Origin of the sequence: Mesorhizobium sp. WSM1497, from assembly GCF_001672455.2 — a bacterium.
Taxonomy (GTDB): domain Bacteria; phylum Pseudomonadota; class Alphaproteobacteria; order Rhizobiales; family Rhizobiaceae; genus Mesorhizobium; species Mesorhizobium ciceri.
Genome location: NZ_CP021070.1, coordinates 3,356,253 through 3,372,191 on the forward strand (window position 1 = coordinate 3,356,253; position 15,939 = coordinate 3,372,191).

The 15,939-nt window shown below is 63.4% G+C and carries 16 protein-coding genes; 14 read left to right on the forward strand and 2 right to left on the reverse strand.

All coding sequences use genetic code 11. The features are described from left to right. Positions 1-57 precede the first annotated feature (57 nt). From A9K65_RS16360 to purU, 14 genes are all read left to right on the forward strand, one after another. Positions 58-918: a carbohydrate ABC transporter permease gene (locus A9K65_RS16360; protein ID WP_064993885.1), complete on the forward strand. Its 861-nt coding sequence runs from the start codon at positions 58-60 to the stop codon at positions 916-918. After that, positions 915-1,874, forward strand: a complete 960-nt coding sequence (locus A9K65_RS16365) for a sugar ABC transporter permease (RefSeq protein WP_013530822.1) — start codon at positions 915-917, stop codon at positions 1,872-1,874. Before A9K65_RS16360 ends, A9K65_RS16365 begins: the two co-directional genes overlap by 4 nt. Beyond that, a complete protein-coding gene (locus tag A9K65_RS16370; RefSeq protein ID WP_064993884.1) occupies positions 1,871-2,962 on the forward strand; it encodes an ABC transporter ATP-binding protein in 1,092 nt (363 codons plus the stop codon). Before A9K65_RS16365 ends, A9K65_RS16370 begins: the two co-directional genes overlap by 4 nt. A 1-nt stretch (position 2,963) precedes the next feature. After that, on the forward strand, positions 2,964-4,025 hold the full coding sequence (locus tag A9K65_RS16375; protein ID WP_064993883.1) for an ABC transporter ATP-binding protein: 1,062 nt from the start codon (positions 2,964-2,966) through the stop codon (positions 4,023-4,025). Between the two features lie 35 nt (positions 4,026-4,060). Beyond that, a complete protein-coding gene (locus A9K65_RS16380) occupies positions 4,061-5,146 on the forward strand; it encodes a Gfo/Idh/MocA family oxidoreductase (protein ID WP_064994054.1) in 1,086 nt (361 codons plus the stop codon). 55 nt (positions 5,147-5,201) lie between these two features. After that, positions 5,202-6,116 (forward strand): sugar phosphate isomerase/epimerase, encoded by a 915-nt coding sequence (locus tag A9K65_RS16385; RefSeq protein WP_027160716.1) that lies wholly within the window; start codon positions 5,202-5,204, stop codon positions 6,114-6,116. A 64-nt stretch (positions 6,117-6,180) separates the two neighbouring features. Beyond that, the gene (locus A9K65_RS16390) at positions 6,181-7,125 is read left to right on the forward strand and encodes a substrate-binding domain-containing protein (protein WP_024501562.1); all 945 of its coding nucleotides are present in this window, start codon (positions 6,181-6,183) and stop codon (positions 7,123-7,125) included. Between the two features lie 82 nt (positions 7,126-7,207). Beyond that, positions 7,208-8,188, forward strand: a complete 981-nt coding sequence (locus A9K65_RS16395; protein ID WP_064994053.1) for an ABC transporter permease — start codon at positions 7,208-7,210, stop codon at positions 8,186-8,188. Beyond that, positions 8,185-8,967: an ATP-binding cassette domain-containing protein gene (locus tag A9K65_RS16400; protein ID WP_198327639.1), complete on the forward strand. Its 783-nt coding sequence runs from the start codon at positions 8,185-8,187 to the stop codon at positions 8,965-8,967. The genes A9K65_RS16395 and A9K65_RS16400 overlap by 4 nt, the downstream gene beginning before the upstream one ends. A gap of 16 nt (positions 8,968-8,983) precedes the next feature. Beyond that, positions 8,984-10,165, forward strand: coding sequence for an aldose 1-epimerase family protein (locus A9K65_RS16405; RefSeq protein ID WP_064993881.1), 1,182 nt, complete (start codon positions 8,984-8,986; stop codon positions 10,163-10,165). Between the two features lie 49 nt (positions 10,166-10,214). Continuing rightward, complete coding sequence (locus tag A9K65_RS16410) at positions 10,215-11,297, forward strand: fatty acid desaturase family protein (protein WP_084015810.1); 1,083 nt, start codon at positions 10,215-10,217, stop codon at positions 11,295-11,297. Between the two features lie 11 nt (positions 11,298-11,308). Beyond that, complete coding sequence (locus A9K65_RS16415; RefSeq protein ID WP_013530832.1) at positions 11,309-11,623, forward strand: MocE family 2Fe-2S type ferredoxin; 315 nt, start codon at positions 11,309-11,311, stop codon at positions 11,621-11,623. A 34-nt stretch (positions 11,624-11,657) separates the two neighbouring features. Further along, the gene (locus tag A9K65_RS16420; protein ID WP_064993879.1) at positions 11,658-12,458 is read left to right on the forward strand and encodes a 3-methyl-2-oxobutanoate hydroxymethyltransferase; all 801 of its coding nucleotides are present in this window, start codon (positions 11,658-11,660) and stop codon (positions 12,456-12,458) included. Beyond that, entirely contained in the window at positions 12,455-13,336 is an 882-nt protein-coding gene (purU, locus tag A9K65_RS16425; RefSeq protein ID WP_013530834.1) for a formyltetrahydrofolate deformylase, read from the forward strand. The genes A9K65_RS16420 and purU overlap by 4 nt, the downstream gene beginning before the upstream one ends. Positions 13,337-13,345: 9 nt before the next feature. On the opposite strand, the gene hutH is transcribed toward purU, so the two are convergent. Both hutH and A9K65_RS16435 read right to left on the reverse strand, forming a co-directional pair. After that, positions 13,346-14,827, reverse strand: coding sequence for a histidine ammonia-lyase (hutH, locus tag A9K65_RS16430; protein ID WP_064993878.1), 1,482 nt, complete (start codon positions 14,825-14,827; stop codon positions 13,346-13,348). Next, entirely contained in the window at positions 14,824-15,825 is a 1,002-nt protein-coding gene (locus A9K65_RS16435; RefSeq protein WP_027160708.1) for an ornithine cyclodeaminase family protein, read from the reverse strand. The genes hutH and A9K65_RS16435 overlap by 4 nt, the downstream gene beginning before the upstream one ends. Between the last annotated feature and the right edge of the window lie 114 nt (positions 15,826-15,939).

Consider the following 15,939-nt stretch of genomic DNA (forward strand, 5'->3'; position numbering starts at 1 on the left):
GGAGGGGAGGAGCCTGCTTTTTCCCTCCGCCCACAACGCCACCAGCAAAGCCGCCAGATGAAGCGTTCCGTTCCTTTCCTGATATTCCGCTATGCCGCGATCTTCGCGGCCATGGCGGTGACGCTGGTGCCGATCCTGTGGATGGTATCGATGGCGTTCAAGCCGATCGCCGAATGGTCGGCGACCGGCGCCGACCTGACCTGGTGGCCGAAGAACCCGACGCTCAGCAATTTTCGTTTCGTCTTCGGCGAGTCGACCAACAATTTGATCGTCGCGCTCGACCGTACCGCGCTGAAGCCGATCCTCGCATCGCTGCTGTCGGCGGTTTTCGGCACGGTGATCGCCATGTCGACGGGCACTGCCGCGGCTTATGGGCTGTCGCGTTTCGGCTCCGGCCAGAACCTGCCGCTGGCGCTGATCCAGCTCAGGATCTTTCCGCCGATGGCGGTCATGATCCCGGTGATGATCATGTGGGCCTTCCTCAACTTCACCGACAGCTGGTGGGGCCTGGCGCTGATCTACGGCATCGTCACCTTGCCGTTCGCCTTCTGGCTGATGAAGACCTTCTTCGACGACATGCCGCGCGAGATCGAGGAGGCAGCGCTTGTCGAAGGCTGTTCGCGGCTGCGCGTCTTCACCCGCATCACGCTGCCGATGATGCGCGCGCCGCTGGCCAGTGCCGCGCTCTTCGTCTTCATCCTCAACTGGTCGGACTATCTGATCGCGCTGCTTCTGACGACGCGCGAATGGGTGACCATCCCGGTCTACATGGCCTCGCTATCCTCCTCGATGACCGGGCAGCTCTATGGCGCCAAGGCGGCGCTTGGCCTGATCGCGGCCGTGCCGCCGGTCATCATGGGCATCGCCATCCAACGCCATCTGGTGCGCGGGTTGACATTCGGGGCGCTCAAGCAATGAGCGCGGTGACTGTCATGACTTCCAAGGATGAGGTGAAAGCCGTCGGAGCAAAGCCGGTTTCGCGCGATGAGGGCGCAAGGCTGGGTTTCCGGCTGACATTGCCTGCGCAGATCCTGGTGCTGTTCATCTCGGCCTTCCCGCTGTTGATGCAGCTCTACATCAGCGTCACCGATTGGTCGCCCCTGTCGGGCACCGGCTGGTGGAACGCCTGGTCGATGTGGAACAGCTTTGCCAACTACACCGATCTCGCCGCCGACGCGCGCTTCTGGAGCGCGCTGAAGCGTACGGCCATCGTCATGATCGTCTGCGTGCCGGCGGAATTCCTGCTTGGGCTGGCGCTGGCGACACTGTTTGCCGACGATTTCCCGGGCAAGCGCGTCTTCTATTCGATCCTGCTGATGCCGATGATGGTGGTGCCTGCCGTGGCCGGCTACATGTTCTTCATGCTGTTCCAGTCGGGCGGCCCGGTGAACGACATCTTGTCGGCGCTCACCGGATCTCCCGTCACCATCGCCTGGCTGTCGGATCCGACTCTGGCGCTGATTGCGGTGATGGTCGCCGACATCTGGCAATGGACGCCGCTGATGTTCCTTATCCTGCTTGCCGGCCTGGTCGGCGTGCCGGAGGACCAGATCAAGGCGGCGACGCTGCTCGGCGCCAATCCGTGGCAGCGCTTCGTCACCATCGTGCTGCCGAAGATGAAGACGATCATCATCATCGCGTTGGCGATCCGGGTGATCGAGAACTTCAAGATCTTCGACACGCTCTACATCATGACCGGCGGCGGTCCAGGCGTCGCTACCGAAACCATCTCGGTCTACATCTACAAGCTCACCACGCAGGACCTGATCTGGGGCTATGTGGCGGCGATCGCGCTGGCCATTTTGGTCGTGCTGTCGATCGTCGCGGTGTTTGCCATGAAGCGCATGGCGCGGGCACGCGAGGTTCCGGCATGAGCGCCATCCACCTGCAAAACCTGGTCAAGAAATTCGGCGACTTCACCGCGCTGAAGACCATGGACCTGGCAATATCAGATGGCGAGTTCATGGCGCTGCTCGGCCCGTCGGGCTGCGGCAAGTCGACTACGATGAACATGATCGCCGGCATGGAAGAACCGACCGGCGGCAAGATCCTGTTTGGCGACCGCGACATGGCCGGCGTGCCGATGGGCCGGCGTGGCGTCGGCTTCGTGTTCCAGAACTACGCCATCTTCACGCATATGACGGTGCGCCAGAACCTTGCCTATGGACCAAAAATGCGAGGGGCTGCCAAAGCCGAGATCGATCGCCGTGTCGGCGCCATCGCCGAGATGCTGCAGCTTTCGCCGCTGCTCGACCGCAAGGCCGACAGGCTGTCGGTCAATATATTGCAACGGGTGGCGATCGGCCGCTCGGCGATCATGGAGCCGGCGATCTTCCTGCTCGACGAGCCGCTGTCCAATGTCGACGCCGCTTTCCGGGCCGTCATGCGCACCGAACTGAAGCAGCTGCAGCGGCAGTTCCGCCAGACCATGGTGTATGTCACCCACGATCAGCTCGAGGCGATGACCATGGCCGACCGCATCGCGGTCATGGATCATGGGGTTTTGCAGCAGGTCGGCACGCCGCTCGAGGTCTACAACGATCCAGCCAATGTCTTCGTCGCCCGCTTTATCGGTGCGCCGGGCATGAATCTGCTCAAGGGCAGGCCGGCGGAGAGCGACCGCGGACTGGTCGTCGATCTCGGACCGTTGGGCGTCACGCCGCCGCTGCCGGGCGAACTCGCAGCGGCCATGCGTGGTGCACGCGGCGAGGTGCTTTACGGATTCCGGCCTGAACAGGCGACGTTGGTGCAGAATGGGCAGGGCCTCGCAATGTCGGTGACCTTTGTCGAACGGATCGGTGCGCGCACCATCGTTCATCTCGGCCAGGGCGAGGCGGCTGTGAAAACGGTGTTCGACAATGATGTCGGGCTGGCTATCGGCGACACCGCTGTCATCGCTCCCACTACGTCGTCGGTGCGCGTCTTCGACGCCGCTACCGGCCTTGCGATGAAGGCAGGTTGAGATGGCCGATATCGTCTTCCGTAATGTGACCAAACGCTACGGCAATACACTCGCCGTCGACGACGCCTCGTTCACCGTCAACGACAATGAGTTCTTCTGCTTCTTCGGTCCGCCGCTGTCGGGCAAGTCGACCATCCTGCGCCTGGTGCTCGGGTTGGAGACACCTGACACCGGCGAAATCCTGATCGGAGGCAGGCCGGTCAACGCGATGTCGCCGGCCGAGCGCAACGTGGCTATGGTGTTCCAGAACCTGGCGCTGTTCCCGCATATGAGCGGGCTCGAAAATGTCCGCTTTCCCCTGGTCGAACGCCGGGTCGCCGAGGCCGAGATCAAGCGGCGGGTCACCGACGTCGCGGCGAAGCTACATATCGGCCATATCCTGCACAAGCCGCCGGGACAGCTTTCGGGCGGGGAGCGGCAGCGCGTGGCGATCGCCCGGGCTCTGGTGCGCGATCCCAATGCCTATCTGATGGACGATCCGATCTCGGCGCTCGACGCCAGGCTGCGCGAAGAAACGCGCGTCGAGCTGAAGCGCATCCAGCGCGAACTCGGCAAGACGCTGATCTACGTCACGCACGACCAGGAAGAGGCGATGTCGGTCGCCGACCGCATCGCCATCCTGGAGGACGGCAAGATCAGGCAGATCGGTACGCCGGCAGAGATTTACGACCGCCCAACCAGCACCTATGTGGCAAGGCTGCTTGGTTCGCCGATGATGAACATCCTCAGATCGGCGCGCGGCGATGGCGGTGTCGAAGCGGCTGAAGGCACGATCCGCATCGACGACAAGACAGCGCCCGCCGACGCCGTGGAGATCGGGCTGAGGCCGGAGGACATCAAGGTCAGACCGTGGGCGGATGGGGGCCCGGGCCGCCCGGCGCGAGTGTTCGAGGTCGAGCCGCTTGGCGGCTACACCGTGGTGACGCTCGCTGCCGGGCAGGCGCGGCTGAAGGCGTTGCTGCGCGGCCAGCCCGACATCCGGCCGGATGCCATGGTGGCGATATCCTGCGAGCCGGCCAGAGTGCATTATTTCGAACAGAGCGGCGGGGCGTTGGCACGATGACGGCCGCCGCAAGGAAAGACTTTCGGGAGGAAGAGATGGCAAGCAAAGGCTTCGAGCCGGACGTGAAGGTCCGCACGAAGGAATACAAGATCGGCTGTGTCGGCGCAGGCATGATCATGGCCGAGTGCCATCTCGCCGCCTACAAGGAAGCCGGGTTCCCGGTGGTGGCAATCGCCTCGCGCACCAGGGCCAGCGCCGAGAAGGTGGCGACGCGCTGGGGCATTCCGACCGTCCACGACACACCGGAAAAACTGATCGAGGACGAAAATGTCGAGATCATCGACCTTGCTTTCCCGCCCGACCTGCAGCCGGCGCTGATCCGTCACGCGCTGAGGCAGAAGCATATCAAGGCGATCCTGGCGCAGAAGCCGCTGGCGCTGTCAGTCGAGGAAGCGGTCAAGCTGCGCGATGAGGCGGCCAAGGTCGGCAAGATCCTCTCGGTCAATCAGAACATGCGCTACGACCAATCGATGCGCGTCTTGAAGCAGATCATCGACAGCGGCGCGCTGGGCGACATCGTCTTCGCGCAGATCGACATGCACGCCATCCCGCATTGGCAGAGCTTCCTCGAGGACTATGACCGGCTGACGCTCGCCAATATGAGCGTGCATCATCTCGACGTGCTGCGCTTCCTGTTCGGCGATCCCGACGAGATCACCACGCTGACACGCAAAGACCCGCGCACGAAATTCGACCACTCGGACGGCATCACGGTGTCGACGCTGCGCTTTCCGTCCGGTGTGCTCGCTGTGTCGCTGGAGGATGTCTGGTCCGGTCCGCGCCAGGATGGCTACAAGGACGACCAGCACATCAATTGGCGCGTCGACGGCAGCAAGGGGGTCGCGAAGGGCACCATCGGCTGGCCGACGGGCGCTGCCTCGACGCTGACTTACGCTTCGACCGAGACGACCGGCGGCGAATGGGTCAGCCCGAGCTGGGACACGATGTGGTTCCCGCATGCCTTTATCGGTGTGATGGAGCAGCTCCAGCACGCGGTGAAGACCGGCACGCCGCCGGCGCTGTCGGTCGCCGACAACGTCAAGACCATGGCGCTGGTCGAGGCGGGTTATCGCTCGATCGACGAGGGCCGCACGGTCAAGCTTTCCGAAATCGCTACATGATCACCGCAGCTGAAACACCAAACAACTGAATCGCTTACAGGGAGGAATTCATACCATGATGCAGGCAGGTATTTTCACGGGCTATTTCCCGTACGGCCTCGAAGAGACGGCGAAGAAGATCCGCGGGCTCGATTTCAACACGGTGCAACTCGACCTCCACTTCAAGGACGTCGACCTGTCGGCGGGGCAGATCACCAAGGACAAGGCCAAGAAGGTACGCGACGTCTTCCGCGATCATCACCTGCCGGTGTGCTGCATTTCCGGCTACACAAATATCATCCACCCGGACAAGGCCGAGCGCGACAAGCGCGTCGGCTACCTCAAGGAGATCATCCGCAACGCCCGCCATTTCGGCAGCCCGTATGTGATCTCGGAAACCGGCACCTACAACACCGAATCCGACTGGGTGCATCACCCCAAGAACAAGACCGAGGAAGGGTTCGAGGAATGCCGCAAAGTGATCGCCGACCTTGCCCAGACGGCCTATGACCACGGCGCGGTCTTCCTGCTCGAAACCTATGTCAACAACGTCGTCGGCTCGGTCGAGGAGACAGTCAAGATGTTCGCGCAGGTCGATCACCCCGGCCTCGGTCTGCTGATGGACCCGACCAATTATTTCGAGACGCATAACATCGACAGGATGGACCAGATCCTGAACCAGGTGTTCGACACGCTGACCGACAAGATCAGAATAGCTCACGCCAAGGACGTCAAGCGTTCGGGCGGCGACAAGTCCGAGAAGCACGCCGATATCGGCGACGAGGACGCGCTGGAGAGCCATACATTCCGTGGCGTCGGTGAGATCGAGCTGCCGGCACCGGGCCTCGGTTCGCTGAACTACGACCTCTATCTCCAGCGGCTGGCGGAAAAGCATCCGAACATCCCGGTGATCATCGAGCATCTCTCGGAAGACGACGTGCCGCGCGCCAAGAAATTCCTCGACGGGAAGTTCCGCGCCAATGGTCTGTGACGATCACTGCGCGCCGTCGATTTGCGGCGGCGCGGTTCGGTTCCAAAGTAAGGGAGGAGAAAAAATGTTGAAATTCGCATTGAAACTGGCGGCTGCCGTAACGCTGCTCGCCGGCGTCTCGTTGAGCGCGCCGGCAATGGCGCAGGATGGCCAGAAGACGTTCTACTTGCTGTCGCATGGCGGTCCGTCGGATGCGTTCTGGCTGGACTGGAATGCCGGCGCGACCAAAGCCTGCGACCAGCTCAAGGTGACCTGCAAGATCTCATTCAGCGGCGGCGACATGGCGGCGCAGAAGGAGGCCTTCAATTCCGCGCTTGCGGCCAAGCCCGACGGCATCGCCACCACCTCGGCCCAGCCGGGCTTGTGGACGGAAGAGGTGAAGGCGGCCAAGGCAGCCGGCATCCCGATCGTGTTCTTCAACACCGACGATCCGGCGACCGGACGGCAAGCCTATGTCGGCGCCGATCTCAAGGAGGCGGGCGTCATCTGGGCCAAGTATCTTGTCGACCACAAGATGGTGAAGCAGGGCGACAAGGTGTTCCTGCCGGTGGAAGTGCCCGGCGCCAGCTATCAGCAGCTGGAGACCGAAGGCATCGCCAGTGTCTTCGATCCGTTGGGGATCAAATATGATGTGGTCGATTGCGGCACCGACCCGGCCGGCATCATTGCCAAAATGACCGACTACATGGTCGCCAACAATCCGCCGGCGATCATCGCGCTTGGCGATTCCGTCGCGGCCAGCGTCAAGCGGGTGTTCGACGGCGCCGGCGTGCCGGCCGGCAAGATCCCGGTCGTCGGCTGGGGCAATTCCAAGGAAACCGCGGAAGCCGTCAAATCCGGTTTCGTCAACGCGGCCGCCTGGCAGTTCCCGTCTGCGCAGGGCTTCATGCCGGTGGCGCTGCTCGGGCTCGCCGCTTCGGGTGAGCCGATCGGCTACGACATCCACACGTTCAGCCTCTACGACGCCTCGAGCGTCGAACCGATCCTGAAACTCTACGACACGAAGTGAAAACCGGTGCCCGCGGCGCAAGCCGCGGGCGTCTCTTCAAAGCATGGTTCAAGCAGTCATGATGATCGCCGCAGAAGACGAAATGCCTGTCGGGAAACGCAGACCGGGCCTTATGCGCTCGCCGCAATTCTCCTCGCTCGTCATCCTCATTGTCCTGCTCGCGGTGTTCGCCATTGCCGATGCCAATTTCCTGTCGCCGCTCAACATCTCCAACATGATGGCGTTCCTGCCCGAGCTCGGCATCATCGCGCTCGGCATGACGCTGCTGTTGACGGCGGGCGAGTTCGACCTGTCGGTCGGCGCCGTGTTCGGGCTGGCGCCGGTCGTCGTCATGCTCCTGGTGCAGAACGGCGGCGTGGATATAGGTGCCGCCCTTCTGGCCGGGCTTCTGCTGTGCATCGCCATCGGCGCCATCAACGGGCTGATCGTCACCAAGATCGGCATTTCGTCCTTCCTGGTCACGCTTTCGATGCTGCTCGTGGTGCGTGGGGCAGCGCTCTACATCACACAGGGCTTTCCGCTGAAATCCTGGGACCAGCCGGGTTTTTTCGTGACGCTGCTGGCCGGCAGCTTCAATGTCGGCTCGTTCCGGTTCTACACCTCGCTGTGGTGGTTCATCGGTCTCTCGCTGCTGGCAATCTACGTGCTGCGCTATGCCAAGCTCGGCAACTGGATCAGCGCCATCGGCTCGAACCGCAACGCGGCGGTGGCGCGTGGCGTGCCGGCGGACGCCGTCAAGGTGTGGCTGTTCATCCTGACTTCGGTTCTGGCGGGGCTGGCCGGCATGATCAGCGCCTTCCGCATTTCGGCCGCTTCACCGGTGGCCGGCACCGGCTACGAGCTCGAAGTGATCGCCATGGTGGTGGTCGGCGGCACGGCGCTGACCGGCGGACGCGGCACGATCCTCGGCACCATCGTCGGTGCGCTGATGCTGCGCGCGATCCGCAACGGCATTGTGCTGATCGGCGTGCCGGGCCTCGCCTACAACATCTTCGTCGGCCTGATCATCCTCGCCATGCTCATCCTGCACGCTTTGCTGCAGAAGAACGCCGCAAGGGGCTGACGATGGAAGTTCTCCGGCTGCAGAATCTGCAAAAATCCTTCGGCAGCGTCCGCGCACTGAAGGATGCGTCCTTTGCCCTCAAGGAAGGCGAGGTGGTGGCCCTGCTCGGCGACAACGGCGCCGGCAAATCGACGCTGATCAAGGCGATTTCCGGTGTGTTTCCGATCGACCGTGGCGACATCTATGTGCGCGGTGAAAAGGTTTCGATCCGTTCGACACGCGATGCGATGGACCTCGGCATCGAGACCATCCATCAGGATACGTCTCTGGCGCCGGATCTCAGCATCGCGCGCAATCTTTTCCTTGGGCGCGAGCCGGTCAAGCTGAAATGTCTGGGCGTGTTCGCGCCGCTCGATTTCGCCAAATTGCGAGACGCGGCGTCGGCGCTGTTGAAGCGCGTCGGCATCTCGAAAAAACTCGACGCCGATGCGCTGGTCTCTACGTTATCGGGCGGCGAGCGGCAGTCGATCGCGATTTCTCGCGCCATGCAGTTCGCCGCCAAGGTCATCATCCTCGACGAACCGACCAACAATCTCGGTGTCGAGGAAACCCATGGCGTGCTGCGCTTCGTCAAGGAGGTGCGTGACGCCGGTCATTCCGTGCTCTTGATCACCCACAACATCCATCACGTGTTCCAGGTCGCCGACCGCATCATCGTCATGCGCCGCGGCGAGATCGTCGCCGAGCAGACGGTTGCCGATACCGATCTTCTGACCGTGGAAAGCATCATCACCGGCGCCGATATGTCGGCCTTGCTGAAAGAGACGAGAGCGAAGTGAAGAAGTTGGCCGTCACATGGTAGAACTCTACGGCAAGACGCTTTCGCGCCGGCAGGTGTCGGAACGTTCGGGCATGCTGTCGCAATTTGCCGGCGTGCGGCTGATGACGCTTGGCGACGGCGTGGAACGCGGCATCCGCATGCTGGAGTTCCGCACCGGCTCGGGCCTGCGCTTCACGGCACTGGTCGACCGGGCGCTCGACATCGCCGATTGCGACTTCAAGGGCCAGGCGATCGGCTGGCATTCGCCGAGCGGCTTTCGCCACCCCGGCCTGCACGATTATGAGGGGGAAGGGGGGCTCGCCTGGGCGCGCTCGTTTTCAGGCCTGCTTGTCACCTGCGGCCTCGACCACATATTGGGCCGCGAAGAGGTGCCGGCCGATAGCTACAACTACCCGGGCAGGAAGACCGTGATCCATTCGCTGCATGGCCGCGTTGGCACCATTCCGGCGCGGCTGACCGGTTATGGCGAGGCCTGGGATGGCGACCGCTGCGTGCTGTGGGCCGAAGGTATCGTTCAGCAATCGGCAGTGTTCGGCGAGGATCTGCATCTGATCCGGCGTATCGAGGCCGATGTCGGCGGCAACGAGATCCGGCTGTCGGATCGCGTCGTCAACCACGGTTTCAACCGCACGCCGCATATGTATTTTTACCACGTCAATGTCAGCCATCCCTTGCTCGACGAGGGTTCGCGCTATCTGGCGCCGATCCGCGACGTCGTCTGGGCCGGCCATGCCGGCGAGCGCTACCAGGCGCAGAAGGTGGGTTACCGCACGATGCCGGCGCCGCAATCGGGTTTCAGCGAGCAGGTCTGGCAGCACGAGATGGCGGCGGACGCCAATCGCGAGGTGCCGGTGGCAGTGGTCAACGATCAGCTCGGGCTCGGCTTCGAAGTGGTGACGCGCAAGGACCAGCTGCCTTGCGCCTATCAATGGCAGAATTTCCAGGCGGGGCAGTATGCGCTGGGCATAGAGCCCTCGACACACCATGTCTTGGGCAATCTCGCGGCGCGCGAGCGGGGCGAGATGATCTGGCTGGAGCATAGTGAAAGCCGTTCTTACGACGCGGTGTTCCGGGTGCTCGACGGCGCCGGCGCGATCGCCGAGGCCGAAGCGAAGATCGCGTCGATCGCAAGGCAGCCGCAACAGGATTATCCTGCGCCGTCGGGAAATTTTCCGGGATTGGCGGACAGGGCATGAGGCGAAACGAACGCTCCGGCTGGCGGGCCGGAAATCGGAGGTCGATGTGATGGAGAAAAAGCGCGACTACAGCCTGGTCGGGGAAAGCACGCGCATCGCGATCGAGACCGGGCTGGCCTCGGCCGAGTGGTATCACACCGATGTGCCGCGCAAGGCGATGAAAGAGCTGATGCAGCGCTCGGACGGCCCGGCGATCCGCGACACGATCATCTGGATCGTTGCCATATTGGGTTCCGCCGCCGGGATCGCCTGGTTCTGGGGCACGTGGTGGGTGGTGCCGTTCCTGCTCGTCTATGGCGTGCTCTACGGCTCGTCCAGCGACTCGCGCTGGCACGAGTGCGGCCACGGCACCGCCTTCCGCACACGCTGGATGAACGATGCCGTCTACCAGATCGCCAGCTTCATGCTGATGCGCAATCCGGTGACCTGGCGCTGGAGCCATGCCCGCCACCACACCGACACGATCATCGTCGGCCGCGACGCCGAGATCGCGGTGATGCGTCCGCCGGACCTGCTGCGCGCCGCACTCGCCTTCACCGGTGTTCTCGATTTCCGCTATTCGCTGCCGACGCTGGTGCGCAATGCGTTCGGCAGCATCTCGCCGGACGAGAAAAGCTTTATTCCCGAGATGGAGCTTCACAAGGTGGTCACAGCCGCGCGCTGGCATGTCGCCATCTATGTCGCGGCGATCGGGCTGGCGCTTTATCTGTGGTCGTTCCTGCCGCTGGTGCTGATCGGCCTGCCGCGCCTCTACGGCAGCTGGCACATGGTGCTGACCGGCCTGCTGCAGCATATCGGCCTGGCCGACAATGTCACCGACCACCGGCTGAATACGCGCACCGTCTACATGAACCCGATCAGCCGCTTCATCTATTGGAACATGAACTATCATGTCGAACATCACATGTTCCCGATGGTGCCCTATCACGCGCTGCCGAGGCTGCACGAATTGATCAAGCACGATCTGCCCGAGCCGAACCCTTCGATGTGGCATGCCTATCGCGAGGTCTGGCCGGTGCTGCTGAAGCAGCTTCAGTACGAGGATTATTTCCTCAAACGTGAATTGCCGCCGACGGCGCGGCCGTATCGGGACGAATTCCATGCACTGACCGTTCCGGCTACGGCGGAATAGGGGAGAAGCAGATGGCCGACTGGGTTGAAGCGTGTGGCGTCGACGATGTCGAGGAAGAGGATGTCATCCGCTTCGATCATGGCGGCCGTACCTTCGCCATCTATCGCAGTCCCGATGACGAGTACTTCGCAACCGACGGATACTGCACGCATGAGAAGGCGCATCTGGCCGATGGGCTGGTGATGGACGACATCATCGAATGCCCCAAGCACAATGGCCGCTTCAACTACAAAACGGGCGTGGCTCGAGGCGCACCGGTATGCGTCAATCTCGCCACCTATCCAGTGAAGGTCGAGGCTGGCAAAGTGATGATCCAGATCGGCTGACCTGCCGCCGAATGCAACTGAGGGAACCCTTTTGATGAGCCGAAAAAGACCGACGGTGGCGGATTTGCGCGCCATGAAGGGCAAGCGACAGCTGACCATGCTGCGTGTGCTGACGATGGACGAGGCCGAGGCCGCGGAGCGCGCAGGGGTCGACATCGTCTCGGTGCCGCCCGAATTGGTGCTCAACCCTGAGTACCGCGACGCGGCGCCCAGCCTGTTCACCATGCCGGGCGACAATTTCTACGAGATCGGCACGGCGGACGATTTCGTGCGCTGGGCCTTCCGGCTCTACAAGGCCGGCGCCGACGCGGTCTATTGCAGCGCCGGTCATGCCACGATCAAGCGGATGGCCGATGACAATATCCCGGTGATCGGCCATGTCGGGCTGATCCCGTCACGGGCGACCTGGACTGGCGGCTTCAAGGCGGTCGGCAAGACCGCCGACACCGCCATGGAGGTCTTCGCGGCGGTGAAGCAGCTGGAGGCTGCAGGCGCCATCGGCGCCGAGATCGAGGTGGTGCCGGTCGAGGTGGCCAAGGCGATCTCGGAGCGGACGTCGCTGATCATGCTGTCGATGGGAGCGGGTACCGGTTGCGATGCGCAATATCTGTTCGCCGACGACATTCTCGGCCAGAACCGTGGCCACATGCCCCGTCATTCCAAGGTGTATCGCAATTTCGCCGCCGAATATGATCGTTTGCAGGCCGAGCGTATCGCCGCGTTTTCGGAATATGTTGCCGACGTGAACAGTCTCGCCTATCCCGAAGACAGGCATGTGGTGCATATGGATCCGGCTGAACTCAGCCTGTTCATGAAGAGGGTCGACGGGGCGTGAAATCTCAAGGCAATGATGCGACGGACGAGGCCGCGCCGGTTCATATTCTCACGCTTTCCTGCGAGGATCGGCCGGGGATCGTCGCCGCCGTCACGGCGGAGCTTGCCGCGAACGGCGCCAACATCGCCGAAAGCAGCCAGTTCTGGGACCGGCAGACCAATCGCTTTTTCATGCGGATCGCCTTCATCAGCCCGCCAGGCTCGACCGGGGACAGTCTGGCGCGGGCCCTGGAATCGAGCGTCGACCGCTTCGGCATGAAGACCGCGCTGGTCGATCAGGGACGCCGCCCGAAGATCATCGTCATGGTCTCCAAGTTCGACCACGCGCTTCTCCATCTGCTGTACCAGATCAGGGTCGGCTGGCTGAACGCGGAGGTTGCAGCCGTCGTCTCCAACCACGAGGATGCCCGCCGCTTCGCCGAGCTGGAGGGCATTCCCTACCACCATTGGCCGACCACCAAGGAGAACAAGGCCGAACAGGAACAGAAGCTGCTGGACCTGGTGCAGCGGACAGGGGCCGAACTGGTCATCCTGGCGCGCTACATGCAGGTCTTTTCAAAAGGTCTGTCGGACCGGCTGTTCGGACGGGCGATCAACATCCACCATTCGTTCCTGCCGAGCTTCAAGGGCGCCAAGCCGTACCACCAGGCTTTCGACCGCGGCGTCAAGCTGATCGGTGCGACGGCGCATTACGTCACCTCCGACCTCGACGAGGGCCCGATCATCGATCAGGAGACCGAACGCGTCACCCATGCGATGAGCGCCGAGGATTTCGTCGCCGTCGGGCGCGACATCGAAAGCCGGGTACTGGCGCGCGCCGTCAAGCTGCATCTCGAAGCCCGCGTCATGCTTAACGGCCACAAGACCGTCGTCTTCTGAGAAGCCGCGTCAGGCCGGCCAATTTCCGCCGGCGAGCGCGGCGTAGAGCGCTTCGGCGTCGATGCCGAGCGGCCGGTCCTCTTTCAGCATGGGGACGAGAGCGCGTATCCCCGCGTGAAGTGCGGCGGTGCGCGGCGCCAGCGTGAAGCCGTCGCGCAGGTCGACGGCCTGCGCGGCGGCCATCAATTCGAAGGCGATCAGCCGCCGCCACAGCGCGATCATCCCTGCGCATTTCGCAACCGCCAGAGGTGTCTGCGTGGCGTGATCCTCGACGCCCTCCGACACGGCCAGAAAGTCGAGCATCACCGGATTGGCCTTGTGGCGGATGGCGGCCAGGATCGAGGTCACTGTCTTCTGCAACGGCACGAAGCCGGCCGAGGCGCCGCCGACCGGCGACAGATATTTCGGTAGGCCATTGCGGCCCGAACCGGTGAGCTGGATGAAGCGCGCGGCACTGGCCGCGGCACATTGGGCGATCGCCAGGCCGAGCGTCTCAAAGGCGAGCGCCAGTGCGGCGGTGTGGAAATTGCCGGTCGACAGTACCAGTTCATCATCGCCCAGCACCAGCGGGTTGTCGGCGGCGGCGTTGAGCTCGATCTCGACAGCCTGTCTCGCCTGGCCGATCGCCTCGATCAGTGCGCCATGGACCGACGGCATGCAGCGGATCGACAGCGGGTCCTGCAAGGTGGTCGGTGCCGGCGCGTCGTCTCGGACGAGCAGATTGTGCAGCACCTTGGCTGCTTCCTGCTGGCCGGCTGCCGGGCGCGCCATATGCAGGCGCGGGTCGAGGATGGTGCGGTTGGCACCAAAACCTTCCATGGTCAGAGCCCCGGCATGCTGTTGCTGGGCCAGGGCAGTGAGGGCATCCGTCACCGCAAGTGCGCCGCTGCCGGCGGAAACCGCCGATGCGTTGATCAGCGATAGCCCGTCCTTGGGCGCCAGGCTGATCGGGGCGAGGCGCGCCATCATCAGCGCCTTGGCCGCCGGTATGCGACGGCCCTGATAGTCGGCTTCGCCTTCGCCGGTGAGCATGCGGGCGAGTGCCGTCATCAGCACCAGGTCGCCGGCGCCGATCGAGCCGAGCGACGGCATGACGGGATGGACGCCGGCATTGAGCGCGTCGACCAAAGCAACGAAGACGGAAGGCGAAAGGCCGGATCCGCCAACCGACAGCATCGCTGCACGCGCGGCCATGCTTGCCCGCACCGCATCGACCGGCAATCCTTCGCCGACGGCGCCGCTGCGTCCCTCCAGCAACTGGCGCTGGAAGGCTCCGGCATCGCCCTCTACAGCAGTGCCGAGATTGGCGCCGAGCCCGGTGTTCAGGCCATAGATCTGCTGGCCGGACGCTGCAGCCTGGTCGAGCACTCTTCGTGCCTTCTCAAGCCTGCCGATGACATCGGGTCCGATCTCCACCTTGCGCCCATCGCGGGCGACTGCAGCGACATCGCCGACGCCGACGCCGGTTCCGGTGAGGACGAGCGCGCTCATGCGAAGCGCAGCCTCTGACCGATGCCTTGCGCCTGCGCCTTGGCCAGCATCGCCTTGCCCAACGCGATATCAGACAGCGACAGGCCACGATGCCAGAACAGGATCGTTTCGTCGTCGCTTTCGCGCCCAACTTTCAGGCCGGCGGCGATCTGGCCGAGCTCGGCATGCAGCGTCTTCTCGCTCAGCCGCCCGGTCTCGACATGGGCGCGTAGCGAGCCGAACTTGCCGCCCTTGCACTGGCCCCAATCGTCGACGACCATTTTCTGCATTATGTCGGTCAACGACAGTTCCACCGCGCTCATCGTGCCATAGGGCACGACCAGCGCGCCGGGCTTGATCCATTCGGTCTTCAGCAACGGCTGCGGCTCCGGCAGCCGCGAGGCCTCGACGACGATGTCGGCGCCCTCGATGCAGCTTTTCCAGTCGGCCACCGCTGTGACCGTCTTGCCGAGATCGGCGGAGAGTTCGGCGGCAAAACCGTCGCGGCTTTCCGGGCGGCGCGAATGGACGCGAATCTCGTCGAAATCGAAGAGATGGTCGAGCAGGCGCACATTCCAGTAGGCGGTGCCGCGCGCGCCGATATGGGCCAGCACCTTGGAATTCCTGCGCGCCAGATGCCTGGCGCCGATGGCGGTGACGGCGCCGGTTCGCATGTCGGTGATGACGGTGGCGTCGAGGATGGCCCGCGGCGCGCCGGTGCGCGGGTCGAACAGGTTGAGGATGCCGAATTCGGAAGGCAGGCCATGCAGGTAATTGTCGACATAGTCGCCGACGATCTTGACGCCGGCCGTGTCGAGCGGCGCGACGTAGCCGCGCAACACGTTGAAATGGCCGTGGAAGGACGGGTCCGGCTCGAGATGGACGCGCGGTTCGATCACCGTCTGGCCCTTGCCTTGCGCCACCAGGCCAGCCTCGACGGCGGCGATGATTTCGCCATCGGTCATGGCAAGGGCATCGATATCGAGGGCATTGAGGTAGTCGATGTAGATGGGCTTCATGTTACGCGTATACTCTCCTCGACGGCCCCATCCATTCCATAGCAGGCCATGGCGGCACACGAAAGTTTGTTGCGACGTCTCTGGACGCCGCCGGGGAGATGCTGTTCAAACCGG

Excerpts from the sequence above, each read along its gene's own strand:
- A9K65_RS16360 (WP_064993885.1), top strand. The coding sequence starts at position 58 with ATGAAGCGTTCCGTTCCTTTCCTGATATTCCGCTATGCCGCGATCTTC.
- A9K65_RS16365 (WP_013530822.1), top strand. The coding sequence starts at position 915 with ATGAGCGCGGTGACTGTCATGACTTCCAAGGATGAGGTGAAAGCCGTC.
- A9K65_RS16370 (WP_064993884.1), top strand. The coding sequence starts at position 1,871 with ATGAGCGCCATCCACCTGCAAAACCTGGTCAAGAAATTCGGCGACTTC.
- A9K65_RS16375 (WP_064993883.1), top strand. The coding sequence starts at position 2,964 with ATGGCCGATATCGTCTTCCGTAATGTGACCAAACGCTACGGCAATACA.
- A9K65_RS16380 (WP_064994054.1), top strand. The coding sequence starts at position 4,061 with ATGGCAAGCAAAGGCTTCGAGCCGGACGTGAAGGTCCGCACGAAGGAA.
- A9K65_RS16385 (WP_027160716.1), top strand. The coding sequence starts at position 5,202 with ATGATGCAGGCAGGTATTTTCACGGGCTATTTCCCGTACGGCCTCGAA.
- A9K65_RS16390 (WP_024501562.1), top strand. The coding sequence starts at position 6,181 with ATGTTGAAATTCGCATTGAAACTGGCGGCTGCCGTAACGCTGCTCGCC.
- A9K65_RS16395 (WP_064994053.1), top strand. The coding sequence starts at position 7,208 with ATGCCTGTCGGGAAACGCAGACCGGGCCTTATGCGCTCGCCGCAATTC.
- A9K65_RS16405 (WP_064993881.1), top strand. The coding sequence starts at position 8,984 with ATGGTAGAACTCTACGGCAAGACGCTTTCGCGCCGGCAGGTGTCGGAA.
- A9K65_RS16410 (WP_084015810.1), top strand. The coding sequence starts at position 10,215 with ATGGAGAAAAAGCGCGACTACAGCCTGGTCGGGGAAAGCACGCGCATC.
- A9K65_RS16415 (WP_013530832.1), top strand. The coding sequence starts at position 11,309 with ATGGCCGACTGGGTTGAAGCGTGTGGCGTCGACGATGTCGAGGAAGAG.
- A9K65_RS16420 (WP_064993879.1), top strand. The coding sequence starts at position 11,658 with ATGAGCCGAAAAAGACCGACGGTGGCGGATTTGCGCGCCATGAAGGGC.
- hutH (WP_064993878.1), bottom strand. The coding sequence starts at position 14,827 with ATGAGCGCGCTCGTCCTCACCGGAACCGGCGTCGGCGTCGGCGATGTC.
- A9K65_RS16435 (WP_027160708.1), bottom strand. The coding sequence starts at position 15,825 with ATGAAGCCCATCTACATCGACTACCTCAATGCCCTCGATATCGATGCC.